General features: G+C 66.2%; 24 protein-coding genes and 1 riboswitch. Of the genes, 10 read left to right on the forward strand and 14 right to left on the reverse strand.

Annotation, left to right across the window (positions count from 1 at the left end; translation table 11 throughout):
• Position 1 precedes the first annotated feature (1 nt).
• From pth to K9B35_RS09585, 3 genes are all read right to left on the reverse strand, one after another.
• Positions 2-574: an aminoacyl-tRNA hydrolase gene (gene pth, locus K9B35_RS09575; protein WP_224921595.1), complete on the reverse strand. Its 573-nt coding sequence runs from the start codon at positions 572-574 to the stop codon at positions 2-4.
• 85 nt (positions 575-659) lie between these two features.
• Positions 660-1,280, reverse strand: a complete 621-nt coding sequence (locus K9B35_RS09580) for a 50S ribosomal protein L25/general stress protein Ctc (RefSeq protein ID WP_224921596.1) — start codon at positions 1,278-1,280, stop codon at positions 660-662.
• Between the two features lie 224 nt (positions 1,281-1,504).
• Entirely contained in the window at positions 1,505-2,350 is an 846-nt protein-coding gene (locus tag K9B35_RS09585) for a TraB/GumN family protein (protein ID WP_224921597.1), read from the reverse strand.
• An 81-nt stretch (positions 2,351-2,431) separates the two neighbouring features.
• Between K9B35_RS09585 and K9B35_RS09590 the strand changes: the two genes are divergently transcribed.
• From K9B35_RS09590 to K9B35_RS09610, 5 genes are all read left to right on the forward strand, one after another.
• On the forward strand, positions 2,432-3,325 hold the full coding sequence (locus tag K9B35_RS09590; protein ID WP_224921598.1) for a glycine--tRNA ligase subunit alpha: 894 nt from the start codon (positions 2,432-2,434) through the stop codon (positions 3,323-3,325).
• Positions 3,322-5,556 (forward strand): glycine--tRNA ligase subunit beta, encoded by a 2,235-nt coding sequence (gene glyS, locus K9B35_RS09595; protein ID WP_224921599.1) that lies wholly within the window; start codon positions 3,322-3,324, stop codon positions 5,554-5,556. The genes K9B35_RS09590 and glyS overlap by 4 nt, the downstream gene beginning before the upstream one ends.
• A 248-nt stretch (positions 5,557-5,804) precedes the next feature.
• Positions 5,805-8,468: a pyruvate, phosphate dikinase gene (gene ppdK, locus K9B35_RS09600; RefSeq protein ID WP_224921600.1), complete on the forward strand. Its 2,664-nt coding sequence runs from the start codon at positions 5,805-5,807 to the stop codon at positions 8,466-8,468.
• Positions 8,469-8,625: 157 nt separating this feature from the next.
• Positions 8,626-9,984 (forward strand): globin-coupled sensor protein, encoded by a 1,359-nt coding sequence (locus tag K9B35_RS09605; protein ID WP_224921601.1) that lies wholly within the window; start codon positions 8,626-8,628, stop codon positions 9,982-9,984.
• Positions 9,985-10,377: 393 nt separating this feature from the next.
• The gene (locus tag K9B35_RS09610; RefSeq protein ID WP_224921602.1) at positions 10,378-10,929 is read left to right on the forward strand and encodes a hypothetical protein; all 552 of its coding nucleotides are present in this window, start codon (positions 10,378-10,380) and stop codon (positions 10,927-10,929) included.
• A gap of 12 nt (positions 10,930-10,941) precedes the next feature.
• Here K9B35_RS09610 and K9B35_RS09615 read toward each other — a convergent pair whose 3' ends face one another.
• From K9B35_RS09615 to K9B35_RS09650, 8 genes are all read right to left on the reverse strand, one after another.
• Entirely contained in the window at positions 10,942-11,556 is a 615-nt protein-coding gene (locus K9B35_RS09615) for a hypothetical protein (protein ID WP_224921603.1), read from the reverse strand.
• Between the two features lie 88 nt (positions 11,557-11,644).
• The gene (locus K9B35_RS09620; RefSeq protein ID WP_224921604.1) at positions 11,645-12,640 is read right to left on the reverse strand and encodes a type II secretion system F family protein; all 996 of its coding nucleotides are present in this window, start codon (positions 12,638-12,640) and stop codon (positions 11,645-11,647) included.
• 7 nt (positions 12,641-12,647) lie between these two features.
• The gene (locus tag K9B35_RS09625) at positions 12,648-13,625 is read right to left on the reverse strand and encodes a type II secretion system F family protein (protein WP_224921605.1); all 978 of its coding nucleotides are present in this window, start codon (positions 13,623-13,625) and stop codon (positions 12,648-12,650) included.
• A gap of 45 nt (positions 13,626-13,670) precedes the next feature.
• Positions 13,671-14,954 (reverse strand): AAA family ATPase, encoded by a 1,284-nt coding sequence (locus K9B35_RS09630; RefSeq protein ID WP_224921606.1) that lies wholly within the window; start codon positions 14,952-14,954, stop codon positions 13,671-13,673.
• Positions 14,951-15,589, reverse strand: coding sequence for a CpaD family pilus assembly lipoprotein (locus K9B35_RS09635; protein WP_224921607.1), 639 nt, complete (start codon positions 15,587-15,589; stop codon positions 14,951-14,953). Before K9B35_RS09635 ends, K9B35_RS09630 begins: the two co-directional genes overlap by 4 nt.
• A gap of 18 nt (positions 15,590-15,607) precedes the next feature.
• On the reverse strand, positions 15,608-17,245 hold the full coding sequence (locus K9B35_RS09640; protein WP_224921608.1) for a type II and III secretion system protein family protein: 1,638 nt from the start codon (positions 17,243-17,245) through the stop codon (positions 15,608-15,610).
• A 1-nt stretch (position 17,246) separates the two neighbouring features.
• Positions 17,247-18,290: a Flp pilus assembly protein CpaB gene (gene cpaB, locus K9B35_RS09645; RefSeq protein WP_224921609.1), complete on the reverse strand. Its 1,044-nt coding sequence runs from the start codon at positions 18,288-18,290 to the stop codon at positions 17,247-17,249.
• A gap of 50 nt (positions 18,291-18,340) precedes the next feature.
• Positions 18,341-18,811, reverse strand: coding sequence for a prepilin peptidase (locus K9B35_RS09650; RefSeq protein WP_224921610.1), 471 nt, complete (start codon positions 18,809-18,811; stop codon positions 18,341-18,343).
• A 49-nt stretch (positions 18,812-18,860) separates the two neighbouring features.
• Between K9B35_RS09650 and K9B35_RS09655 the strand changes: the two genes are divergently transcribed.
• From K9B35_RS09655 to K9B35_RS09670, 4 genes are all read left to right on the forward strand, one after another.
• A complete protein-coding gene (locus K9B35_RS09655; RefSeq protein WP_224921611.1) occupies positions 18,861-19,805 on the forward strand; it encodes an alpha/beta fold hydrolase in 945 nt (314 codons plus the stop codon).
• Positions 19,802-20,908, forward strand: a complete 1,107-nt coding sequence (locus tag K9B35_RS09660; protein WP_224921612.1) for an NAD(P)/FAD-dependent oxidoreductase — start codon at positions 19,802-19,804, stop codon at positions 20,906-20,908. Before K9B35_RS09655 ends, K9B35_RS09660 begins: the two co-directional genes overlap by 4 nt.
• 60 nt (positions 20,909-20,968) lie before the next feature.
• A complete protein-coding gene (locus K9B35_RS09665) occupies positions 20,969-21,142 on the forward strand; it encodes a YegP family protein (RefSeq protein WP_224921613.1) in 174 nt (57 codons plus the stop codon).
• Positions 21,143-21,205: 63 nt separating this feature from the next.
• Positions 21,206-22,195 carry a sulfite exporter TauE/SafE family protein gene (locus K9B35_RS09670; protein WP_224921614.1) on the forward strand — a complete coding sequence of 330 codons (990 nt, stop codon included), beginning with the start codon at positions 21,206-21,208 and terminating at the stop codon, positions 22,193-22,195.
• Between the two features lie 10 nt (positions 22,196-22,205).
• Here K9B35_RS09670 and rnhA read toward each other — a convergent pair whose 3' ends face one another.
• The 3 genes from rnhA to ispH form a co-directional block, all read right to left on the reverse strand.
• Positions 22,206-22,646 (reverse strand): ribonuclease HI, encoded by a 441-nt coding sequence (gene rnhA / locus K9B35_RS09675; protein WP_224921615.1) that lies wholly within the window; start codon positions 22,644-22,646, stop codon positions 22,206-22,208.
• Positions 22,643-23,596 carry a homoserine kinase gene (gene thrB / locus K9B35_RS09680; protein ID WP_224921616.1) on the reverse strand — a complete coding sequence of 318 codons (954 nt, stop codon included), beginning with the start codon at positions 23,594-23,596 and terminating at the stop codon, positions 22,643-22,645. The genes rnhA and thrB overlap by 4 nt, the downstream gene beginning before the upstream one ends.
• Before the next feature lie 141 nt (positions 23,597-23,737).
• Positions 23,738-24,691: a 4-hydroxy-3-methylbut-2-enyl diphosphate reductase gene (gene ispH, locus K9B35_RS09685; protein ID WP_224921617.1), complete on the reverse strand. Its 954-nt coding sequence runs from the start codon at positions 24,689-24,691 to the stop codon at positions 23,738-23,740.
• Between the two features lie 123 nt (positions 24,692-24,814).
• Here ispH and K9B35_RS09690 point away from each other — a divergent pair, with 123 nt between their 5' ends.
• On the forward strand, positions 24,815-25,480 hold the full coding sequence (locus K9B35_RS09690) for a hypothetical protein (protein ID WP_412103455.1): 666 nt from the start codon (positions 24,815-24,817) through the stop codon (positions 25,478-25,480).
• 163 nt (positions 25,481-25,643) lie between these two features.
• Positions 25,644-25,740: riboswitch (glycine riboswitch) on the forward strand.
• Positions 25,741-25,763: the final 23 nt, after the last annotated feature.

A 25,763-nucleotide genomic window follows, 5' to 3' on the forward strand; every position in this document is an offset into this window, starting at 1 on the left:
CTCAGGATCGCTGCAAGCGCAGCGCGATGTCGTTCATGAACCGCGCGTCGTCGCCCTTCGCCAGCCAGTCGGCCTCTGCCGCGATCGCGCCGAGCAGGTCGCTCAGATCCTCGATCTCCGCCTTGGCATAGTTGCCGAGCACGTATCCGGTGACGCGGTCCTTGTGCCCCGGATGGCCGATGCCAATGCGCACGCGGCGGAACTCCGGCCCGATATGCGCGATCGCGCTGCGGATGCCGTTCTGCCCCGCTGCCCCGCCGCCGCGCTTCACCTTGACCTGGAACGGGGCGAGGTCGAGCTCGTCATGGAACACCGTGACCGCTTCCGGCTCGAGCTTGTAGAAGTCGAGTGCCGCGCGGATCGCCCGCCCGCTTTCGTTCATATAGGTCGCGGGCTTGAGCAGCAGGATCTTGTCGCCGCCGATCCGCCCTTCCTGCAACCAGCCCTGAAATTTTTTCGCGGGCGCGGAAAAGCCATGCACTTCGGCGATGGCATCGGCCGCCATGAAGCCGACATTGTGCCGGTTCATCGCATAATCGGGGCCGGGATTGCCGAGGCCAACCCAGAGTTGCATCGCATTACCTTTTCACAAACGAAGAGCGCCCCCGCACTTGGGGTGCGGGGGCGCTCGTAATCGATCGGCAGATGCCGCGAAAGGCTTACTCGCCTTCTGCTGCCTCGTCTGCGTCCTCAGCCCCTTCGGACTTCAGCGCCGCCGGGGTGGCGATCGTCGCGATGGTGAAGTCGCGGTCGTCGATCGCGCTCGCCACGCCCTTGGGCAGCGTGACGGCCGAGATGTGCAGCGAATCGCCAAGCTCGAGGCCCTTGAGCGAGATGGTGATCTCGCTAGGGATCTCGGCTGCGTCGCACACCAGCTCGAGCTCGTGACGGACGATGTTGAGCACGCCGCCCTTCTTCAGGCCGGGCGATTCCTCTTCGTCGGCGAACACGACCGGCACCGCGACGGTGACCGTGGTGTGTTCACCGATGCGCAGGAAATCGACATGGACCGGACGTTCGGTCACCACGTCGAGAGCGACGTCCTTTGCAATCGTACGGATCGCCTTGCCGTCCAGACCCTCGATCATCACGACCGAGTTCATGAAGTGGCCGGTGTGCAGCGCCTTGTACAGCGCGCGCTCATCCAGATGGATGCTGGTCGGTTCCTGATTGTTGCCGTAGATCACGGCGGGGACGCGGCCTTCACGACGCAGCGCCCGGGAGGCTCCCTTGCCAACCCGGTCGCGCGTCTCGGCCGACAGCGTAAGCGTGTCGCTCATATGTCGTTCCAATGCGCTAAAGTGTTTCCATTCCCGATCAGGCCTCCAGGGATGACCCTGACCGGAAGCGCGCGCCTATAGGCGAGGGGAGGGGGAAAGGCAACTCCTTAGCCCCTCCCCTTCAGGGGAGGGGTTGGGGTGGGGCCTATCCTCTGGGCGCGTCGGTCTCGGTGAGACACAGACGCCCCACCCCCAACCCCTCCCCTGAAGGGGAGGGGCTTTGATCAGTACACCACCCGCTCGACCTTCAGCCCCTTGTCGGCCAGCAGCGTCTGCACGCTGCCCTTGCCCGCGAGGTGTCCCGCGCCGACCGCGACGAACACGGTGCCGGGCTGGTTCATCCGCGCCGCGACCCAGTCGGCGAAGCGGGCGTTGCGCCGGGTGATCAGCGCGTCGGCGACTTCGGGTGAGGCAAGTGCGCCGCGGTTCATCTCTGCCCCCACGCTCTCGGCATCGCCCTTGGCCCAAGCGGCGACGAACTTGTCGAGCCGCGCCTTGGTGCCGGGGAGCGCCCTGACCGTTTCGTCCAGCATCGCGCTCTGCGCCGCGCCCGACAGGCCGTCGAACAGCATCAGCTGTCCCCGTGCCGATTCCAGCGCCTTGACCGGCTTGCCGGCATCCTCCGCCGCCTCAGACAAGGTCGCCTCGACGCCATTACCGCTATCATAGCCCGCATTCTTCACCGCGAGCTGTGCCAGCGTCAGCGCTGCCAACCACGGCTCCTGCTTGTCAATCGCGCCCGTCGGCATGCCGAGATCGCGCGCCGCCGCATCGACCTCAGGCGCAAAGGGCGGGCCGCCGCGCGTGCCAAGCTGAGCGGTCAGCGCGGCGATCGCCTGCGGATCGGGCTCCGCGATTTCTAGCACCACCTCATCGCTCGCGTCGAACGCCACGCGCACGCCTTCGTCGAACCAGTGCATCCGCGGCTTGAGCACATGGACCGTGCCGAACAGGTAGATGGTCGTGTCCGCATCCTTGACCACCCACAAAGCGGGGTCGGCATCCTCGCCGAACAGCGAACAGCTGGAGAGCATCAGGGCGGCGAGGGGGGCGATCAGGCGTTTCAACATGATCACCCCTCCAAAGCCGCCCGCGCCGCTCGCGTCAACCGCAGTTGACCGCTCTTCGCCCTTTCGCCAAAGCCCGGCACCATGACCACGCCGCTCAGCTTCCAGGGCATGATCCTGCGCCTCCATGATTATTGGAGTCAGCGCGGCTGCCTGATCCTTCAGCCCTATGACATGCGCATGGGTGCGGGCACGTTCCACACCGCGACGACTTTGCGCGCGCTCGGCCCGGAGCCGTGGAACGCCGCGTTCGTCCAGCCGTGCCGCCGCCCGACCGATGGCCGCTATGGCGAGAACCCCAACCGGCTGCAGCATTATTACCAGTATCAGGTGATCCTGAAGCCGAGCCCGCCCGACCTGCAGGAACTGTATCTCGGCAGCCTGACCGCGATCGGCATCGATCCGCTCAAGCACGACATCCGGTTCGTCGAGGATGACTGGGAATCGCCGACGCTCGGTGCCTGGGGTCTTGGCTGGGAAGTGTGGTGCGACGGGATGGAGGTGACGCAGTTCACCTATTTCCAGCAAATGGGCGGCTTCGATTGCAAGCCGGTCGCGGGCGAACTTACCTACGGCCTCGAACGCCTCGCCATGTACATCCAGAACAAGGACAGCGTGTACGACCTGGCGTTCAACGATGCCGGGGTCACCTATGGCGACGTGTTCCTTGAGAACGAGCGCCAGATGTCGAAGTATAATTTCGAGGTCGCCGACACCGAGACTTTGTTCGAAGGCTTCCGCAAGGCGATGGCCGAGTGCGAGAATTGCCTGACCAACAATGTCCCCATCGCCGCCTATGAACAGGCGATCGAGGCGAGCCATTTGTTCAACCTGCTGCAGGCGCGCGGCGTCATCTCGGTGGCCGAGCGTCAGGCCTATATCGGCCGCGTCCGCGATCTCGCGAAGGGCAGCTGTGAGGCGTATATCGAACACATGAAGCCCGGCTGGAGCGCCAAGTACCCGGAGTGGAGCCTGTGACCGACTTCCTCCTCGAACTCCGCTCCGAAGAAATTCCGGCGCGGATGCAGGACAAGGCGCGGGAGGATCTTGCGCGCCTGTTCACCGCCGAGCTGGACAAGGCTGGCCTCAAGGCCGGTGCGTTGCTCACCTATGCGACGCCGCGCCGCCTGACGCTGATCGCCCGCGACCTGCCCGAGCAGACTGCGGCGGTGAGCGAGGAGCTGAAAGGCCCGCCCGCCGACGCGCCCGATGCGGCGGTCGACGGCTTCCTGCGCAAGGCCGGCCTGACCCGCGACGCGCTGGAGACGCGCGACGTAAAGGGCCGCGCGACGCTGTTCGCGGTGATCGACAAGCCGGGCCGCGCGACGGCGGACGTGCTGGCCGAAGCGATCCCGGGAATCGTCCGCGCCTTCCCCTGGCCCAAATCGATGCGCTGGGGCGAAGCCTCGCTGAGCACCGAGAGCCTGCGCTGGGTCCGCCCGCTGCAGGGCATCGTCGCGCTGCTGGGCGAGAGCGTGGTGGCATGTGAGGTCGCGGGCGTGAAGTCCGATGCCGTCACCGTCGGCCATCGCTTCCACCACCCCGACGCGATCACGATCACCAGCGCCGCGACCTATGTCGAGCAGCTGCGGGACGCCCATGTCATCGTCGACCAGAATGAGCGCCGCGCGACCATCGCGGTCGGCGCGAAGCTGGCGGCGAACAAGGCCGGGCTGACCCTGGTCGAGGACGAGGGGCTGCTGATCGAGAATGCGGGCCTGACCGAATGGCCGGTGCCGCTGCTGGGCCGCTTCGATGCAGCGTTTCTCGACGTGCCACCCGAGGTGATCCAACTCACTGCGCGCGTGAACCAGAAATATTTTGTCTGCACAAATGCCGATGGCAAGCTGGCGAATGCCTTCATCTGCACCGCGAATATCGACGCGGCGGATGGTGGCGAGCGGATTGTCGAGGGCAACCAGAAGGTGCTTGCGGCGCGGCTGAGCGATGCGCGGTTTTTCTATGACACCGATCTTAAGACGAAGCTGGATGACCTCCATCCGAAGCTTGAAAAGATCGTCTTCCACGAAAAGCTCGGCACGGTCGCCGACAAGGTCGACCGCGTCGCGAAACTCGCGCGGTGGCTGGCAGAGGCGGGGATCGTCAAGGCGGACCCGGACCTCGCCGAACGCGCGGCGCGGCTGGCCAAGGCGGACCTCGTCACCGGCATGGTTGGCGAATTCCCCGAGCTACAGGGCCTGATGGGCGGCTATTACGCCGCCGCGCAGGGCGAAGACCCGGCCGTCGCCGCAGCGATCCGCGACCATTACAAGCCGGTCGGTCAGGGCGATGACGTCCCGACTGCGCCGGTCACGGTGGCGGTGTCGCTAGCGGATAAGTTGGATACGTTAATCGGGTTTTTCTCATTTTCCTTGCTTCCGACTGGGTCGAAGGATCCGTTCGCTCTTCGACGAGCCGCGCTGGCGACGCTGTTACAAACGCAAACGAGTAAAGCTCGAGCGCGGCTTGTGGATATAATCGAAAGCCACGCTCTGCAGTTTGAAGTTCTAAAATTTGAGGACTTAAATACGGACGCTTCGCGCTCACTTGCCGAGAGAGCGAGAGCGGCTCTTAGGGTTGCGGGCCTGATGGGGTTGAGTGTGGCCGTTGATCAGCAACCGCATGTCGCGCGAGAAGCTGTCCGGCAGATGCTTTTCGGAGCACGCAAAACTGCCACGGAGTTACTCGACTTCTTCGCCGACCGCCTCAAGGTCCAGCAGCGCGAGGCGGGTGTCCGCCACGACCTGATCGATGCGGTGTTCGCGCTGGGCGGGGAGGACGATCTCGTCCGCCTGCTCGCGCGCGTCCATGCGCTGCAGGCGTTCATGGCGACCGAGGATGGGGCGAACCTGCTGGCCGGGTACAAGCGCGCCGCGAATATCCTGAAGAAGGAAGGCTTCGTCGCCCCGGCGCAGGCCGAGGCGACGGCTCTGCTGCCCTACACGCCCGAACCCGCCGAGGCGGCGCTGATCGCCGCGCTCGACGTTGCCGAGCCAAAGGCGGCGGCTGCGGTCGAGGCGGAGGAGTTCGAAGGGGCGATGGCGGCGCTCGCGACGCTGCGCGGGCCGATCGATGCGTTCTTCGACAAGGAGAGCGGCGTGATGGTCAACGACAGCGACCCGGCGAAGCGCGCTGCGCGCCTCGCCTTGCTGGCGCGGATGCGGGACGCCGTGCATCGGGTGGCGGACTTCGGCAAGATCGAGGGGTAGCGTCTCTCAAGCCCCTCCCCTTCACGGGAGGGGTTGGGGGTGGGGCAGTGAAATCTCACCGAGACCGCTCGCCAAGAGTATAGGCCCCACCCCAACCCCTCCCCTGAAGGGGAGGGGCTCAGATTGCCGCCCCACCCACATAATTTCACACCGCTGTAGCATTTCTTCCTCCTGACAGCGGTGGACAGACCCTTTCCCCCTCTTCGCACCTGCGGTACGCCCCGCGCCAAGTCACGGAAGGGGTTTGAATGACTCGCTATGTGTACCGCTTCGGCGGGAATGTTTCCGACGGCGGCCAGGGGGACAAGAACCTGCTCGGCGGCAAGGGCGCGAACCTCGACGGGATGGCGTCGATCGGCCTTCCGGTGCCTCCGGGCTTCACCATTTCGACCCCGGTCTGCGCGCTCTATTACGACAATGGCGAGAGCTTTCCCGACAGCCTGAAGGCTGAGGTCGCGACCGGCATCACCCATATCGAGGGGGTGACCGACAAGACCTTCGGCGATGCGCGCGATCCGCTGCTCGTCTCGGTCCGCTCCGGCGCGCGGGTGTCGATGCCTGGCATGATGGACACCGTCCTCAACCTTGGCCTGAACGACGAAACCGTGGTCGGCCTGGCGACCATCAGCGGCGACGCGCGCTTTGCGTGGGACAGCTATCGCCGCTTCATCCAGATGTATTCCGACGTCGTGCTCGAACTCGACCATGGCCGGTTCGAGGAAGCGCTGGAGATCGCCAAGGAGGATCGCGGCTACAGCCTCGATACCGAGATGACTGCCGCCGACTGGCAGACGCTGGTCGAGGAATACAAGGCGATCGTCGTCGAATTGTGGGGCAAGCCCTTCCCGCAGGACGTGCACGACCAGCTCTGGGGCGCGATCGGCGCGGTGTTCGGGTCGTGGCAGTCGGAGCGCGCGAAGGTCTATCGCCGCCTCAACGACATCCCCGGCGACTGGGGCACGGCGGTCAATGTCCAGGCGATGGTGTTCGGCAATATGGGCGACACCTCGGCCACCGGCGTCGCCTTTACCCGCGACCCCGCGACCGGCGAGAATGCCTATTATGGCGAGTTCCTGATCAACGCGCAGGGCGAGGATGTCGTCGCCGGCATCCGCACGCCGCAATATTTGACGCGCGCGGCCCGGGAACGGGCAGGGGCCAAGCCGCTGTCGATGGAAGAGGCGATGCCGGAGGCCTATGCCGAGCTGGCGCGCGTGTTCGACCAGCTTGAGCGCCATTACCGCGACATGCAGGACATCGAGTTCACGGTCGAACGCGGCAAGCTGTGGATGCTGCAAACCCGCTCGGGCAAGCGCACGGCGAAGGCCGCGCTGAAGATCGCGGTCGATATGGCCAATGAAGAGCTGATCACCCGCGACGAGGCGATCCTGCGCGTCGATCCATCGGCGCTCGACCAGCTGCTCCACCCGACGCTTGACCCCAGCGCGCCGCGCGACGTGCTGACCAAGGGGCTGCCCGCTTCGCCGGGTGCCGCTTCGGGCATCGCGGTGTTCGACAGCGACACGGCCGAGAAGCGCGCTGCCAATGGCGAAGCGGTGATCCTGGTCCGCGTCGAGACCAGCCCGGAAGACATTCACGGGATGCACGCGGCGAAGGGCATCCTGACCGCGCGTGGCGGCATGACCAGCCACGCGGCGGTGGTGGCGCGCGGCATGGGTCGCCCCTGCGTCTCCGGCGCGGGCACGCTGTCGATCAAGGCGGCGGAAGGCGTGATGCGGATCGGATCGCGTGAGGTGCGCGAGGGCGAAGTGCTGACGATCGACGGATCGACCGGCGAGGTCATGCTGGGTGCGGTCCCGACGATCCAGCCCGAGCTGGCCGGGGATTTCGGCACGCTGATGGTCTGGGCCGACGAAGTGCGTCGACTGAAGGTTCGCACCAACGCCGAAACCCCGCTCGACTGCCGCACCGCGCGCGAGTTCGGCGCGGAGGGCATCGGCCTGTGCCGTACGGAGCATATGTTCTTCGACGCCGCGCGGATCACGGCGGTGCGCCAGATGATCCTGGCGAGCGACGAGGCGGGGCGCCGCGCTGCGCTCGACAAATTGCTGCCCGAACAGCGCAGCGACTTCATCGAGATTTTCGAGGTCATGGTCGGGCTGCCCTGCACCATCCGCCTGCTCGATCCGCCGCTGCACGAATTCCTGCCGCACGAGGAATCGGAGTTCGAGGAAGTGGCCAAGGCTGCCGGTCTCGATGTCGAGACGCTGCGTCGCCGCGCTGCGGAGCTGCACGAGTTCAACCCGATGCTCGGCCATCGCGGCTGTCGCCTCGGCGTGACCTATCCCGAAATCTACGAGATGCAGGCGCGCGCGATTTTCGAGGCGGCGTGCGTCGTCGCGGAGAAGTCCGGCGCGGCACCGGCGCCCGAGGTGATGATCCCGCTGGTCGGCACCCGGCGTGAGCTGGAGCTGATGAAGATTGTGGTCGATCGCGCCGCGCAGGCGGTGTTCGCCGAAAAGGGGCGGACGATCGAGTATCTGGTCGGCACGATGATCGAACTGCCCCGCGCCGCGTTGCGCGCCGGGGACATTGCCGAGGTCGGTGAATTCTTCAGCTTCGGCACCAATGACCTGACGCAGACGACCTTGGGCGTCAGCCGCGACGATGCCGGGCGGTTCCTGACCACTTATGTGGAAAAGGGCATCTACGCCCGCGATCCGTTCGTCAGCCTCGATGTCGAGGGTGTGGGCGAACTGATCAGCATCGCCGCCGAACGTGGCCGTGCGACCCGGCCGGACATCAAGCTCGGCATTTGCGGCGAGCATGGCGGCGACCCGGCGTCGATCGCATTTTGTGAGCAGACCGGGCTCGATTACGTCTCCGCCTCACCCTATCGCGTGCCGATCGCGCGGCTGGCGGCGGCGCAATCTGCGTTACGCGCACGTTAATCGGACCACTTCACTCCGATTATTTTTGCCGGTGCCGTCCGGCCGTTTTGGACCCGTTCTACGATAGCATCGACGCTCCCGTCGTTGCTTTCGTGGAACGAGATCTGCGCTCGCATCGAAGAAGGGGCCTCCTCGTTTTAACTGAGAGGTTCGCCAGATGCTTAATGAGATGTTGGGTCCCCGGCTCGCGTTTATCGGCCTTGACGAGACCCAGCGCGAGACGCTGCAGGAATTGGGGCGCGATCTGCAGCCATTGGTCGCTGCCGCGCACAAACGGCTCTACGACAAGATCGCCGAGACGCCGAGCCTGCGCACCCATTTCCGCGACGCCGCGCACATGACCTCGGCCCGCAGCCTGCAGGATCTGCACTGGAAGAAGCTGTGGAGCGGCAGGTTCGACCAGGACTATCTCGAAAGCGTCCGTCGCGTCGGCAAGGTCCATGCCCGCATTGGACTGGAACCGCGCTGGTATGTCGGGTCCTATGCGATCGTCATGGATCAGTTGATCCGCGACTATCTGGGATCGCAGAAGCGCGGCTGGCTGAACCGCGACGACACCGGCAATGCCGACCAGCTCGCCGTGCTGCTGAAGGCGGTGCTGCTCGACATCGAACTGGCCGTGACGGTCTATTTCGAGGAAGCCCAGGCCGAACGCGACCGCGCCGCCGCCGAAACGCAGCAGCGTGAGGCTGCACTCAATGCGTTGCTGGCGTCGATTTCCCAGACCAGTGATGCGGTGCTGACGGGGGCGAGCGAGATCGTCGCCGCGTCGGACGATCTGGCGCACCGGACCGAAGCGACGGCGGCCAGCCTGGAGGAGACCAACGCGTCCGTCCTCCAGATGGATCAGCGCTTGCGTGCGACCGCCGAAGCGGCGGGGCAGACGGTCGCACGCGCCGATGGGGCGATGCGCGCGGTTACCGCCGGACGGAGCGTCGCCGAGGATGCGGTGAGCGCGATGGGCCGGGTCAGCGAATCCGCAAAGGGGATCGACGACGTGATCGAGGGGCTCGACAAGATCGCGTTTCAGACGCGCGTTCTTGCGATGAACGCAGCGGTCGAAGCGGGGCGGGCGGGGGAGGCCGGTCGTGGCTTTGCCGTCGTCGCCGACCTCGTTTCCGCGCTCGCGATGCGCGCCGAGGAAGAGGCCAAGCGCGCCCGCGACCAGCTTACGGTCACCCAGGCTGAGGTGATGAGCGCAGTCGAGGCGGTGCGTCAGGTCGATGGCGCATTGACCGGGATTTCGGAGAATGTGTCGGACGTTCATCAGCTGCTCGACACGATCGCGAACGAGAATGCCGAGCAGTCTTCGGCGATCGGCGAGATCACCAGCGCGATCGCGGCGATGGACCAGACCGCGCAGCAGAATGCGGCGATGGTCGAACAGACTTCGGCGGCTGCGCGCAATTTGATGCGGGAGATTACGACGCTTACCGAGCAGGCCAACGGCTCCGCGAAAGGCGAAAGCGCGCCGACATCCGCCGCTGCGCCGTCGATGCGGCTAGCCTACGGCTAGGCGGCGCGCTGGGGTCCAGACCCATAACTGGCAACGATCGTGACGGAGCGGGATTTGGCGCATGGGTAGGAGCGAGGAGGGAGCGATGGCTATCCATCGTGACCCCCGGGCGCTTTGGCTCGCGACGCCCTCCATGCACCAAATCCCGCCCGCCGCTCCGCGGTTGCCCTGACGCGCTCGCTGGTCTGCGTCGCGGCCCTTGCGCGTAGCGCCGCTACGCGCTGCGGCCCGCTCCTTGCCAGCGAACCCGTCAGGGCAATCACGATCATTGCCAGTTATGGGTCTGGACCCTAGCACCCCGGGCATGACGAAGCACCTCGACTTGCCCGGCGGCGCTGCCTATTGCCTGCCCCCTGCGCTGCGGATCGCGGCGCAGGCCGGGCGTCTGCTGCGATGAGCGCGATGCTTCCCTTCGCGATGCTGATCGAGGCTGTTGCCGCTGCCCAGATGACGCCTGTCGAACGCCTCAATGCCGAGTTGCTGGCCGCACGGACCGCAACGCAGGTGCTTGAATCGCGCTGCGCCGCGCTGGGCCTCGCCAATCCGCCGCGGGTTCGAGCCGAGGTGAAGCGCGGGCGCGTCGTCGCCAGCGCCTCACCCGCGCGCACCCGGCTGAAGGTCGGCAAGGACGAGCTGCTCGGATACCGCCGCGTGCGGTTGATGTGCGGCGATCACCTGCTGTCGGAGGCGACCAACTGGTATGTCGCGAGCCGGCTGACGCCGGAGATGAATGCGGCGCTCGACACCAGCGATGCGCCGTTCGGCCGGGTCATCCTGCCGCTATCGCCGCGCCGGGAAACCTACGGGTCGTGGACCGCGCGCCCCGGTCGCATCCCTGCGGCCGGGGTGGTGGTGCGGCACCGCGCGATCGTCCTCGACGGCGCGGGAAGGCCCCTCGCAGCCGTGGTCGAGCATTATCAGCAGGTGCTGCTCGGCGGGCGTTGACCCGGCGCGGGATCAGTGTTGCGGCGCGGTTTCCGCCCGCACATGCGGCGGCAGCCACTCGCTGGTCACACTTCCGGTTGGCTCGCCTTGATCATACGTTCCCGCCGCAGCTGGATCCGCTCCGCCCTCAGCTGCCGGCGCGCCGCTCTCTGCCGCTGGAAAGGTGGCCACGGGCGAAGCCGGGGCGACCTCCTCCTGCACGGGGGCAGGCGCGGGAGTGGGCTCGACGGGCTGCGCTTCTGCGGTGCTCATCGGCAGCGGGGGCGGGGGCGGACCTTCCGGGATCCAGGTGTTGCTGGGCGGTGGTGCCGGGGCGGCTTCCGCCTTCTCCTGCGCCCGCTCGATCAGCGTCGCGCCAACCGCGCCCGTGGCAGCAGCGGCAACGACCGGGGCTGCCGAGGGGGCAGGACGCGCGTCGCGCAACTCGCGCTCAAGCTCACGGATGCGGTCCTGTGCCGCACGCAATTCGGCATCGTCGCGGTCGCGCGCGCTGGCATAGTTCAGCTCGGCGTCCTCAAGCTGGCGTTTCCACTTCTTGCCGCCGGAACTGCTGGCCAGGCCAAAGAACCAGCCGGCGATGAGCGTGAAGCCAAGCGCCGCCCATTCGGTAGGCGTCGTGAACAACATGGTCGCGTCTCCCCGTTTCGCGTTCGAAACAGGTTAACCAAAGCGGCAGCCAAGCGCCACCCGCCGAATCGGCGGACGGCGCGGGGCTTTATCCGGTCATCAGCGCGTCGTTGATCGAACAGGCCGCCGGGCCAAGAATGACGACGAACAGCACCGGCAGGATGAACAGGATCAGCGGCACGGTCATGATTGCGGGCAGGCGTGCAGCCTTTTCCTCGGCGCGCATCATGCGTTCGTTGCGGAACTCGGCGGACAGGACGCGCAGCGCCGAGGCGAGCGGCGTTCCGTATTTCTCGGTTTGAATCATGGTGGTGACAACCCCGCGGACAGAGTCGAGGTCGATGCGCTTCGCCAGATTTTCAAAGGCCTGGCGGCGATCGGTGAGAAACCCCAATTCGATCGCGGTGAGGGAGAATTCTTCGCCCAGCTCGGGATACGCCTTGCCCAGTTCCTTGGAGACGCGGCCGAATGCGGCATCGACGGTGAGTCCCGCTTCGGCACAGATCACCAGCAGGTCGAGCGCGTCCGGAATCCCCTTGCGAATCGCGCTGGACCGCTTCTGGATCTTGTTCTTGAGGTAGATATCCGGCGCCTTGTAGCTCAGGATCGCGCTGCCCGCGACGAGGCCATAGGCCTTGAGCGGGGTCCAGTCCGAAAACATCTCGGTGCCATAGACGAGGAACACCATCGTCCCGCCGATCACGATCGGGAGCACCAGGCGGCCGAAGATGACGGCGACGGCATAATCCTTGGACCGGATGCCGGCTTGCATCAGCTTGATCTGCGCGGTCTTGACCTGCGAGTCCTGCAGGACTTTGAGCGAGGACAGGAAGTCGCGAATGCGGTCGGTCGTCGCGTTCTTCTGGACCAGCTTGGCGCGGCGCTTGCTGGTCGAGGCGGTAATACCGGCCTTGAGCTGTTCGCGTCGTTCGTTGAGCGCTCTGACGCGCTTTGCCATGGGGTCGCGCACCGACACGGCGGCATAGATGGCAAGCAGCACGCTGAATGCCGCGACTCCGGCCAGGATCGTCGCGACGTAGAAGACGTCGACGCCGAGCAGGGTGGGTGCGGTGGGGGTGGTCATCATCGCATCAGATCTCGAAATTGATCATCTTGGCCATGATGAAGGCGCCGATCCCCATCCAGATGATCCCGCCGCCGCCGGCGATGATCAGCCGCTGGTCGATGAAGAACCCCTGCATATAGGTATCGTTGATCATCCAGATCATGCCGAAGACGATGAACGGCAGCGCGCCGATGATGTAGGCCGATGCCTTGGATTCGGACGACATCGCCTTGATCTTGAGCTTCATCTGGCTGCGCTTGCGCAGCACTTCGGCAAGGTTGGCGAGCGTTTCGGCGAGGTTGCCGCCGGTCTCGCGCTGGATCGCGATGGTGATGCAGAAGAACTGGAATTCGGGCGTGCCGAGCCGGTCGGCGGTTTCCTGAAGCGCCTGATCGAGCGTGCGCCCGATCTTCATCTTGTCACTGATCGAGCGGAATTCCTCGCCGACTGGACCGTCCACTTCGGACCCGACCACGCCCATCGTTTCGGTGATCGGAAGGCCCGAGCGCAGGCCGCGCACGAGCAGCTCGATCGCGTCGGGAAATTTGGCGGTGAATTTTCCGATGCGCTGGTTGATCAGGAACCCGACGGCCATGTGCGGCAGGCCGCCACCGACGACGATGCCGACCAGCAACGCCAGCAGCACTGGCAGACCCTGAACCATCAGCGCGGCGGCGACCACCACGACGATGCCGGCCGATGCCAGGCCATATTGGCCGACCGACCAGTTCCTGCCGGTCATCGCGAGGCGTTTGCCGAGCTGGGCCGGGTTGGGCAGGAAACGCGCCGCCGCATTGTCCATCTTGGTGGCGCGACTGGTGGAGATGCGGCGCAGCTGCGCCTCGACCGCGCCCGCGCCGACGACGCCGGCATGGCGATCGCGCAGGCCGGTCAGGCGGCGTGCGCCTTCCGCCTTGGCCGATGGCCCGGAAAAGGCGAGGATGAGCAGCACCAGCACCATGAAGGTGCCGCCCGCCAACATCACCATCGGGAGCAATTCCACCCTCTCACGCCTCCGTCACGGGGTGCCGGCCGGAGCCGGCGCCGGTTATGCCTTTGCCTTGCGGCCAAGTTTCATCGAACTGGTCAGCTTGCCGAGCAGCGAGCCGCCCTTGCCACCCTTGCTCTTGCCCTTGTCGCGGCTGATTTCTTCGCCCGAGTCGGTGATCGCGATCACACGGGTGGCGATGTCGGCGAGCGGGGCGAGCGCCTTGACGTTCTTCCCCGCTTCGGCGAGCGGCTTGCCGAGCTTGGCGGCCTGCACGGCAGTCTTGCTGTCGAGCGGGATGACATAGTCGATCTTGCGCTCGATCGAGCCTTCAAAGTCCTTGCGGCTGATCTCAAGCGCGCCGGTGGGGACGCGGTTTGCCACGACGATCAGCTGGGTATGCGGAGCGTTCGATTTGAACCAGCTGATGATGCGGATCGCGTCGCGTGCGGCGGCGAGCGTGAATTCGGTCACCAGCACCGCCACCTGCACGTCGGAGATGAGGTGCGGGTAGTTGACGAGCATCGCGCGCGGCAGATCGACCACGGTGCATTCGAACGCGCTACGGATTTCTTCCTGAAGCTGGAAGAAGGCCGCGCCGTCGGTCATCACCGGCGAGTTGATCGGGGCTTCGGCCGACAGGACCGACAGCTTGTCCGACGCCTTCACCATCGCGCGTTCGATGAACAGCCCATCGATGCGGCTGGGGTTTTCGATCGCGTCGGTCAGGCCGCGTCCGGGTTCGAGGTCGAGCGTGAGTGCGCCGGTCCCAAAATGAACGTCGAGGTCGAGTAGGGCGGTCGAACGGCCGCTCTTCTCGCTCATCAGCCAGGCGAGCGAGGTTGCGAGCGTCGATGCACCGACGCCGCCACGCGTGCCGATAACCGCGACCGCGCAATGCGGACGGTCGGACGACGCATCGACATGCTTGGGCGCGCTCAGCATCGCCTGGGCATGCACGAACGCTTCGCGCATCACGTCGGGGTTAAGCGGCTTGAGCAGATAGTCCTGAATGCCTGACGCGACGAGGTCGCGATACAGGCGCACATCGTTGACCTGGCCCGACGCGATCACGACGGTGCCCGGCTCGCACACTTCGGCGAGTGCGTTGATGTCGTTGAGCGGATCGCCGCTTTCGGACAGGTCGACGAACAGGATGTTGGGGCTGGCCGACACCGACAGCGTCTGCACGGCGTTGCGCAGGCCGCCCTTGTTGACCTTGTCGGGGTTCCAGCCCTGTTCGATCGCGATCGGACGGATCGCCTCGGCGGTCGTCTCGTCGCATACGAACGCAACGAACGGCTCGCGATGCGCGGCGCGCTGGGGGTTGAAGGGCGCGTTCACTGTCCGCCTCCTCCCGTGCCTTCGGATTTGACCGTGGTTCCGCCGCCGCCGGACGGCGCGGCTTCGCGCAGCGCCTTGATCGACTTGGTGATCTGCGCCGGATCGGCGGTGGGCGAGCCCGGCTCGCCGCGCACCAGATCTTCCGGACGCGCGATCATCGAGGCAAGGTTGCCGTTGACCGCGCAGCCATAGCCCGAGCTGGTCTTGCCGCCGAAACTTCCCTCGCCGGTGTCGCGGCGGTCGGGGCAACCCGGCACGCTCGCCTTCATCCGGCTGACGATCACGCGGACCATACCTGGCTGGACCGCGCCGGTGGTGACCGGGGCGGGGCCGGAGAGCAGCACGCCATAGCGCGCGGCCTCAGTTGCCACCTGCCGCGTGGCGCCGGTCCCTGCGGGGTCGTCGACATAGAGGCGGTCGCCATAGCCGAGCCGCAACGAGGCAAGCCAGCCGGCGATCCGTGCCTGCTCGCCCGCCGCCAGATCGCTGCCGTCGGTGGAGGCATCGAACACATAGTCGGTACGGGCGACCACCGGCTGGTTGACCGATTCGAGGCCCGTGCTGCTGCCTGCGCCGCATGCGGACAACAGGCTGGCCGCGGCGCTCAGCAATAGGATCGTGTTACGCTTCGACATGGTCGTTCCTCGCCGCGATCAATTGAAACCGAAACCCGGTGCGGGGGCCGCACCGCGCTTGCGCTTGTCTTTGGTGTCACCCTTGGGTGCCGGCTGCTGCGCCGGGGTGGCGACCGGCTGGACCGGTTCGGGCCGGGGCTGCGGGCCGGGCTGCATTGGGCTGGCCGCACCGAGCGAAGGCTCCGCACCGACCGGGGGCGCCATTTGCGGCGTGGGGCGCTTGCCGCCCTTGTCCGATCCGCCAAGGCGGCCGAGCAACACGCGCTCAGCATCGTCGGGTGCTTTATAGCCGTCGGTCGGCAGCGCGATCTGGTTCCCGTCGACCGGCTTCACCAGATAGGGCGTGATGACGATGACGAGTTCCGTCTCGTTGCGCTTGAACCCGTTCGAACGGAACAGCGCGCCGAGCACGGGCACATTGCCGAGGCCCGGGGTCTGGTCGATCGAATTGTCGTGCGAGTTCTGCAGCAGGCCCGCGATCATCATGCTCTGGCCCGACCCCAGCTCGACCGTCGTTTCCGCGCGGCGGGTGGTGAGCGCCGGGATCTGGACGCCGCCGATCGTCACCGATCCGGCGGCCGACAGCTGCGACACTTCGGGACGGACGCGCAGCGAGATGCGGCCATCGGCGAGCACGGTCGGGGTGTAGGCGAGGCTGACGCCATACTGCTTGTATTCGACCGACACTGCGCCCAGCCCCTGACTGACCGGGATCGGGATTTCGCCACCGGCGAGGAACGAACCGGTCTCACCCGACAGGGCGGTGAGGTTCGGGTTGGCGAGCGTCGAGACCTGGCCATTGGTTTCCCCAAGGTCCAGCGCGCCGAGGATGTCGAGGCCGAACAGGCTGCCAAGGCCGCCGATCGTCGTGCGCTGCGGACCCGGCGTGATCGCGGTGCCGGGGCGCTGGACGATCGAACCGGTGATCGGGTCGATCGTGTATCCGGTCACATTGGTGCCGACGCCGAGCGGGAGGTTGGGATCGGTAGTCCAGCTGGTCGCAGGCGAACGCCCGCTTCCGATGCCGAACTTGAACCCGCCCGACCCGTCGAGCGTGGTGAAGTTGCTGCCGATATTCTTGGCGAAGCTGCGGCTCACCTCCGAAATGCGGACCTGAAGGTTCACCTGCAGCGGGGTCGCGGTCTTGAGGCGCGAGAGGATCTTGGTCTCGTCGCCGACGAACGCCTGTGCCAGCCGCTCGGCTTCGGCGGCATCCTGCGGCGCGGCGACGGTGCCGGTGAGCAGCACGAAGCCGTTCATCGTCGTTGCGGTAATGTCCGACTCGGGCATCGCCGTGTCGAGCATCCCCTGAACGCTGTCGAAATTATTGCCGACGCGAACGGTGGTGGAATAGATGACCTTCCCCGCCTTGGTCGTCGCATAGACGGTCGTCTCGCCCGCCTTCTTGCCGAACACCCACAGCTGGGTGGGCGAGCGAACCTGGACGTCGGCGACGTTGCTGTCGGCGACGAAGATGTCGGACATCGGCGCGTTGAGCGTGATCAGGCGGCCACGGCCCGTCGCGATCTGAATCATCTCGCGCGGCGCGGCATGGACAGTCTGTGCCAGCACCGGTGCCGGAAGTGTTGCCGCCGGCATCGCCAGCACGGCAACTGCCGCGAGCGTTCCGCCCAGCTTGTTTCCCCTCACACGCATCTCAATTCTTCCCCCCGACCGGGACAACCGTGACCGCATTGCCCCGTGAAATCTTGACCACCGGACCATCGCCGGCTGCTGCAGCGCCCGGATAGGCGCCGGCTGCCGGGCGTGGACCTGCGCCGGCCATAGCGTCATCGTCGCGCGCCTTGCCGGGCACCGTGCTGCGCTGGAAGCGCGACACGTCCGCGCCGGTGGTCAGCGTGCTGCCGCCTTCGGACGGCCGCGACGCGAGGCGGGCGATCATCGCCTTTTCCGCCTTGGGATCGCTGCCGTCGGGCATCGTCACTTCACCCGAAGCGATTGCCTGCTCCAGCTCGCTGGTGTTGTCGGCGATCGAGCGCAGTGACAGCGACAGCGTGCCGAGCGTCTGAGCGACCGCGATCTTTTCAGCGATGCGCGGCGTCGCTTCGACCGTCACGGTCGAATAGGTGGCGACGACGGTCTTGCCTTCCTCGTCCTGTTGCTTGTCGGTGCGTTGATCGGTGGCGAGCACGCGCAGGTTGCGCAGCACCGTTTCCGACGCCTTGAGCGGCGGGCCATCGCCGCCACCCGCAACTGCCTGAGTCAGGATGAGATCGACCCGGTCGCCCGGGAAAATGAAGCCGGCGACAGCGGCCTGCGCCGATACCGGCACGGTCACCGCGCGCATGCCCGGCGAAAGTGCAGCGGCGAGGAAGCCGCGGTCGCCCGGCTTGACGATCGCGCCCTGCGTCAGCGGCTGGCCTGCGGGAATTGCGAAGCGGACGACGGTGCCCTGCAGCTTGGCAAGGTCGGTACCGTCCTTCTGGAAATAGGCGCCCTCGACCAGATCCTTGGGCCAGGCGACGAACTTGATCGAATCGGGGCCGAGGATGGTGCCGACGGGCAGCGCCTTGGTCGCGACCAGCACTTCGATCGCATCGACCGGCGCAGGCTGGCCGGGCATCGGCGCGGCACCCGCGACCGGGGCCGAGGATCCCGTCATCAGGCTGCGTGCCATGAACGCGGTGATTGCAGCGACGAACAGCGCCCCCACCAGCAGAATGATCTTCCGTCCATCCATGACGTCTCAGGCCTTTTCATTGTCCGACCGGGTTGAACCGGCGTTAAGCATCACAAGAAGGGGTTAAAAATCGGTTCGCGAATGGTGAGAAGAGCTGCGATCGCGATGGCGATGCCATATGGAATCTCCGGTTGCTCGCTCCGGCGGCGCACCCATTTCTCGACCAGCATCACCAACGTGATCGCGCCGCCCGCGAGCGACATGATGACCAGCAGCGTGACCAGCTGATCGAACGGAAACCACAGAGCGAGCGCGGCGATCATCTTGACGTCGCCGCCACCCATCATCCCGAACTGGAAGGCCGCGGCGAACAGCGCGAAGACCGCGACCGCGACACCCAGCTGGATCGCCATGTCGGGCCATGGCGACAGCCCCATCGCGAACCACCACGGCAGCGCGAGCAGCGCGATCGCCGCGTTCTTCCAGTTGGAAATCTCACGGATGCGCGCGTCCTCAATCCCGGCCGAAACCAGGATCAGGACCAGCAGGCCCAGCAGAATCGCAGGTGCAATTTCCCCCATCTCAATCGGACCCTAGACGGGAGGGCTTTCCAAACCGTAACCAGCGCCCATGACCGTTTCCCCGTTCGATCGCCGCGCGATCCCCGCCGGCGCCAGCGTCACCAACTGGACCACCCGCGACGGATGGGTGCTGCGCTGTTTCGCCTGGCCCGCCAGCGGCACGCCGCGCGGATCGATCCTGTTCCAGGGCGGGCGCGGCGATATCTTCGAGAAATATCTGGAGAGTTTCGCGCACTGGCAGGATCGCGGCTGGACGATCACGTCGTTCGACTGGCGCGGGCAGGGCGGATCGGGGCGGCTGACCGATGCCGGAAATTGCGGCCATATCGACGATTTCGGGCAGTATATCGCCGATTTCCGCGACTTTGCCAGCGAGTGGATGGCGGCGACGCCGGGGCCGCACATCATCATGGGTCATTCGATGGGCGGGCATCTGGTGCTGCGCGGACTGGTCGAGGGGGCGGTGCGGCCTGACGCGGCGGTGCTGGTCGCGCCGATGCTGGGGCTGAAGGGGCCGTTCGGCGCGGCGCTGGGCGAGCGGCTTGCCCGGATGCTGGGCGGCGTTGGCGATTCCGCGCGCCCGGCGTGGAAGTCGAACGAGCGGCCCTACACCACCGACACGCGCGAATCGCTGCTGACCCACGACACTGATCGCTATCACGACGAAATCTGGTGGCAGCAGGCCAACCCCGGCAACGTCACCGGTCCGCCAAGCTGGAAATGGGTGATCGAGGCGTTCCGGTCGACGCGTGAGCTGCGCACCAATCCGGCGCTCAAGCGCATGGATGTGCCGGTGCTGGCGCTGATCGCCGAGCATGATGGGCTGGTCGATGCAAAGGCGGCGCTGGCGATGGTCGCGCGCTTGCCCGACGCGCGGATTGTTCGCTTCGGCAAGGAAAGCGCGCATGAGATTCTGCGTGAGGCGGACAAGGTGCGCAATCGCGCGATCGGGGAGATCGACCTGTTCCTTGAGGCGCGGGCGCGGCGCGGATGAGCCAGTACGACGTTGCGATTATCGGTGCGGGGATTGCCGGAGCGAGCCTGGCGGCGGAGATCGCGCCGCACGCCCGCGTCCTGATCCTGGAGGGCGAGGAGCATCCCGGCTATCACGCGACCGGGCGATCCGCAGCCTTCTGGTCCGAAACCTATGGCGGGCCGGACATTCAGCCGCTGGTGATCGCATCGGGCGATTTCCTGCACTATCCGCCCGCTGACATGGGCGGGGAGGGGTTCCTGTCCCCGCGCGGCGAGCTGTTCATCGCCAGGCGGGAGGACCGCCACGCCATCGACGCGTTCGTCGCGAAGTTCGCCGTGCTGGGGGTCGCACTGGCTGAAGTCGATCCCGCGCCCTATTGCCCCGGGCTTCGCCCCGAATGGACCGATGCGCTGTACGATCCGACCTGTAGCGACATCGATGTCTCGCGGCTGCACGGCGCATATCTGAGCGCGGCGCGGCGGGCGGGGGCGGAACTGGTCTGCAGCGCGGCGGTGACGGGGCTTGCGCGCGACCGGCATTGGACGGTCGAGACGCGGGCCGGGACCTTCACTGCAGATGTTCTCGTGAACGCCGCGGGTGCCTGGGCCGAAGCGGTTGGGGCGATGGCGGGGGCTCCGGGGACGGGGATCAGGCCGTTGCGCCGGACGGTGGTGCAACTGCGCGTTGATCCGCCCGCGCCGATGACGCTGCCACTGGTCCGCGACGCGCATGAGCGGTTTTACTTCAAGCCCGAAGCGGGCGGGCGCATCTGGCTGTCGCCGCATGACGAGATCCCGACCGACCCGTGCGACGCCGCGCCCGAGGAAATCGACGTCGCGGTCGCGATCGAGAAGCTTGCCAGCGCGGTCGACTGGCGGGTGGACGCGGTCGAGCGGCGCTGGGCGGGGTTGCGCACCTTCGCGCCCGACCGGCTGCCGGTCTATGGCTTCGACCCGGCGGTGCCGGGGCTGTTCTGGTGCGCGGGGCAGGGCGGTTTCGGCATCCAGACCGCGCCCGCCGCATCGAAGCTGGCGGCGGCGCTGCTGCTCGACCGCCCGGCCGATCCGATCGCGGCGCATCTCGACCCGGAACGCTACTCGATCCGGCGTTTCCGCGCCTGAACCGCTGGACGGGCGGCGCGGCTTCGCTATCGTTGGGGCTTCGCAACGAAGGAACGTCTGATGGCCCACAAGTTCGTGATCGAGCAGAACAAGGCTGGCGAATACGTCGCCAAGTTCAAGTATAACAACGAGATCATCTTCTGGACCGAGGGCTATTCGAGCAAGGCGTCGGCGAAGAATGCGATCGAATCGATCCTGAAGAACGGACCCGCAGCGCCGGTCGAGGAAGGCTGAAAAGCCGCGCGCCGGATTACGTCGCGATGGGGTGAACTGACGGCGCAGCACAAGGGGCGGGGAATGTTCTTCGAAAGCCGGATATTCCGCGGCTGGTATGCCGGCATGATGGTGTTGTGGGTGGCCTTGTTCGCCGCACTCAACTCCATCCCTTTCCTGCTCGACCATTGGCATTATCCCGCGATCATGGTCCTCGGGGCCTTTGTCGCGGGCCTGACGCCGGAGGGCGGGGGCGCAGTGGCGTTCCCCGTCCTCAGCGTTTTTTTCGACATCAAGCGCGAGATGGCGCGCGACTTCAGCCTGATGATCCAATCGGTCGGGATGACCAGCGCGAGCATCTGGATCCTGTCGCGCAAGGGGCGCAATCTTGCGACCTATGCGCCGCTCCTGTGGTTCGTACCGGTCAGCTTTCTCGGCTTCGTGCTCGGCATGCTGATGCTGCAAGCGATCCCGGTTTTCATCATCCAGGCGCTGTTCCTCAGCCTGATCCTGACCTTTGCTCTCGCCTATGTGTCGAGCAAGCATCGCGGCGCGCAGCTGGTGCTCGAGGCAAAGGGGCCTGTCGATCATGCGATGCTCGCCGGGGTCCTGATCGCAGGCGGCATGTGCGCCAGCCTGTTCGGGACCGGCGCCGATATCGTGCTCTATACGATGCTCGTGACGCGCTTTCGCATGGACGAGAAAGTCGCGACGCACATGAGCATCATGGTGATGGCTGCGATCAGCATCCTTGGTTACGCCTATCGCTTCTTTTGGGATGGCGATATCACCGACTATCAGGTCCGCACTTGGCTATGTGCTTATCCAGTCGTGCTGTTCATGGCGCCGTTCGGCAGCTACATCCTGCACAAATTGAACGTCGAATGGATGTTACGCGGGATCGTCGCGCTCAACATCTTCCAGCTGGGCTATTTCAATCTCAAAAATCCGAGCTGGGAGAAGCTCGCCTGGTCGAGCGGGTTCAGCATCGCGCTGTTCGCGATCTTCTGGTTCTCGCTCGCCCATATTGCGCGTCAGACCGAACGCCAGCGGCTGGCAACGGAGACGAACTGAAGCGCTGGCGTTACGCCCGCAGCGCCGCGTCGCTCGCCAGCTTGTCGGCGCGTTCGTTGTCGGGGTGGCCGGCATGGCCCTTGACCCATTGCCATTCGATGCGGTGGGGCTTGGCGGCGTCGAGCAGTTCGATCCACAGGTCGCTGTTCTTGACCGGCTTGCGGTCGGCGGTTTTCCAGCCGTTGCGCTGCCAGCCTTTGATCCATTTGGTCAGGCCGTCCATGACGTAGCGGCTGTCGGTCGACAGCTTGACGCGACACGGCTTGTTGAGTGCTTTGAGCCCCTGAATCGCGGCCATCAACTCCATGCGGTTGTTGGTCGTGTGCGGCTCGCCGCCCGAGAGTTCCTTCTCGACCGCGCCCATGCGCAGCAGCGCGCCCCAGCCACCACGGCCGGGATTGCCCTTGCACGCGCCATCGGTGGCGATTTCGACGAGGGGGAGTTCGGTCATGCGGTTCGGCTCATGCGTTCATAGTGATGGAGGCGGCGGACATAGGCGAGCGGGTCCTTGCGCGTGACGAGCGCGTCGGCGGGCGTGTTGAGCCAGTCGAACGCGCGCGACAAAGCGAAGCGGATGCACGCGCCGCTGGCGAGCAGGGGGAAGGCGGCGCGCTCGGCATCCGATAGCGGGAAGCGCGACTGATAGCCGCGCAGCAGCGCGTCGCCGATCTCGGCGTCATAGGTCTCGCCGGTTGCGTCGAAGCTCCACGCGCTGTGCATCACCGCGAGGTCGTAGATGCGGATGTCGGTGCTGGCGAAATAGAAGTCGATCAGGCCGGTGACGGTGTCGCCGAGCATCAGCACATTGTCGGGGAACAGATCGGCATGAATCGCGCAGTGGTCAAAGCCGTCGCGCGGCCATGCGTTGAGCACGCGGTCGAGCGCGGCGCGCAGATCATCGTGCAGACCCGGCGCGATCTGGTCGAGGCTGTGGCCGCAACGCTCGAGCAGCGGCCACCAGCTGTCGACGCCCATCGAATTGGGCCGGTCCTGCCCGAAATCGGCGACTGCGGCGTGCATGTCGGCCATTGCGCGCGCCGCAGCCTCGGCCTGAGCCGGGGTGGGGTGGGAGAGCGAGACACCCGACAGGAACTTGATCAGGCAGGCGGGGCGGCCCTCAAGCGTCTGGATTGCTACGCCCGCGCGGTCCACGATCGCCGGCGGGACCGACAGCCCCTTGCCATCCAGATGGGCGAGCAGGTTCATGAAATAGGGCAGGTCGCCCGCCTCGACGCGCTTTTCGTAGAGCGTCAGGATGAAGCGGCCCTGCGTCGTGTCGACGAGGTAGTTGCTGTTCTCGACGCCCTCGGCGATCCCCTTGGCAGAGACCAGTTCGCCGACATCGTAGCGGGCGAGGAAAGCCGAAAGCGCCTCGGCCGAGACCTGGGTATAGACTGCCATCGATCTTCCTCCGTCATCCCCGAAAACGTGGGGAGCCTTCTCCGGCGCGAGCCGCGCGTGCAACCGCAGTTGTGCTTGTGGAAGGCAAAGGTGTTGGGCCCCCGCTTTCGCGGGGGTGACGGTTGTACGACCTGGCGAGGGTCACGCCGCCTCGAGCCCCTTGGGCAGTTTGAAGGTGATTGTTTCCTGCGCGGTTTCGACCATGCGTTCGGTGACGGCGTAGCGCGTGGCGATGCGGTCGATCACTTCGCGCACCAGAACTTCGGGGGCCGAGGCGCCTGCGGTGATGCCGAGCGTGCCGACGCCCGCCAGCCAGTCGAAATCGAGGTCGTCGGCGCGCTGGATCAGCTTCGACGTCGTGCCCTCACGCTCCGCCACTTCGGCGAGGCGCAGCGAGTTGGACGAGTTGGGGGAGCCGATCACGAGGACGAGATCGCACGAGCCAGCGATGGCGCGGACCGCCGCCTGACGGTTCGACGTGGCGTAGCAGATGTCGTCCGCCTTGGGCGCGACGATCGCGGGGAAGCGCGCCTGCAGGATCGCGAGAATCGCGGCGGTGTCGTCCACAGACAGCGTCGTCTGGGTCAGGAAGGCGAGGTTGTCGGGCGCGTCGGTGGTAAATCCGTGCGCGTCCTCCTCGGTCTCGATCAGCGTCATCGCGCCCTCGGGCACCTGGCCGAACGTACCGATCACCTCGGGGTGGCCGGCATGGCCGATAAACAGGATGTGGCGGCCGGCGGAAACGAGGCGTTCGGCCTGACGATGCACCTTCGACACCAGCGGGCAGGTGGCATCGAAATAGGACAGGCCGCGATCCTGCGCGGCGGCGGGGACCGATTTCGGGACTCCGTGCGCGGAAAAGACGACATGGACGCCGTCGGGCACCTGATCGAGTTCGTCGACGAAGATTGCGCCCTTCGCCTTCAGCGTATCCACCACATATTTGTTATGGACGATTTCGTGCCGGACATAGACCGGGGCGCCGTGCAACTCGATCGCGCGCTCGACGATCTGGATCGCGCGGTCCACGCCCGCGCAAAAGCCGCGCGGCGCGGCGATGAGGAGGTCAAGGACGGGCTTGTGCATGTCGGTCATCGCGGTCGCCTTACGCGATCCGGGCGTGCTGCGAAAGCCGCCGGATGGGCGTTGCGGGAAGCCGATGCGCTGCCTATGGTGCCCGCCGCCGGGCCGGGTCCGCCAGAAATGGCGGAGGCAGGCATGTCTTGTTCGGGAAAGGTGCCCCAGTTGAACTTTCGCAAACTCGCTCTCGCCGCGACGATCCCGCTGGCGCTCGCCGCCTGCTCCCGTGAGGGCGACATTGCCGAGGGCGGCATCACTGCGGTCCGTTCGGCCTGCCCGCGCATCGGCGTTCCGGCAGGGACGGGCGACATCACCCTGTTCAATCCGGCGGACAGCACGGCGTCGACCGCGATCGACGTGACCGCGACGCTGACCAACGTAACGTCGAGCTGCGACGACAGCGGCGAGATGATCCGCAGCGACATCGCGTTCGAAGTGCAGGCGAGCCGCCGCTCGACCGAAGGCGCGCGCGAAGTGACATTGCCCTATTTCGTGACGGTGGTTCAGGGCGGCACGTCGGTGGTGTCGAAGCGGGTTGCGCAGGTGACGTTGCGCTTCGAGCCGGGTCAGGCGCGTGCGCAGGCGAGCGGCACCGCCAACGCCTATGTCTCGCGTGCTGCGGCGACGCTGCCCGAGGATATCCGCCGCCAGATTCTGGCCAAGCGCAAGGCGGGTGACGAGACCGCGGCGATGGACCCGCTGGCCCGCCCCGAAGTGCGCCAGGCCGTGCTGCGCGCCACGTTCGAGGCGCTGGTCGGGTTCCAGCTTACGGATGCGCAGTTGAAGTACAACGCGACGCGGTAACCCATCCGTCGCCCCGGCGGAGGCCGGGGCCGGCCTGTTGCGGGGGTGTCGCGTCCAACATGGCGGCCCCGGCCTGCGCCGGGGCGACGATTGAGCAAATTTCGCGATTGACTCGGACTGTGCGGCGCAGCATTCCCATGGCGTCGGCATCGGGCAACCGGTGAAGGCACGCGCGGGAGAGTTTGCGGGTCTTGCGACCCGGAACGCCGAAGGAGCAACCGCCCCGGAATCTCTCAGGCACCAGGGACCGCGCGGGCCACGACACTCTGGAAAGCGCTTGCTC

This window comes from Sphingomonas sp. R647 (genome assembly GCF_020177055.1).
Taxonomy (GTDB): Bacteria; Pseudomonadota; Alphaproteobacteria; order Sphingomonadales; family Sphingomonadaceae; genus Sphingomonas.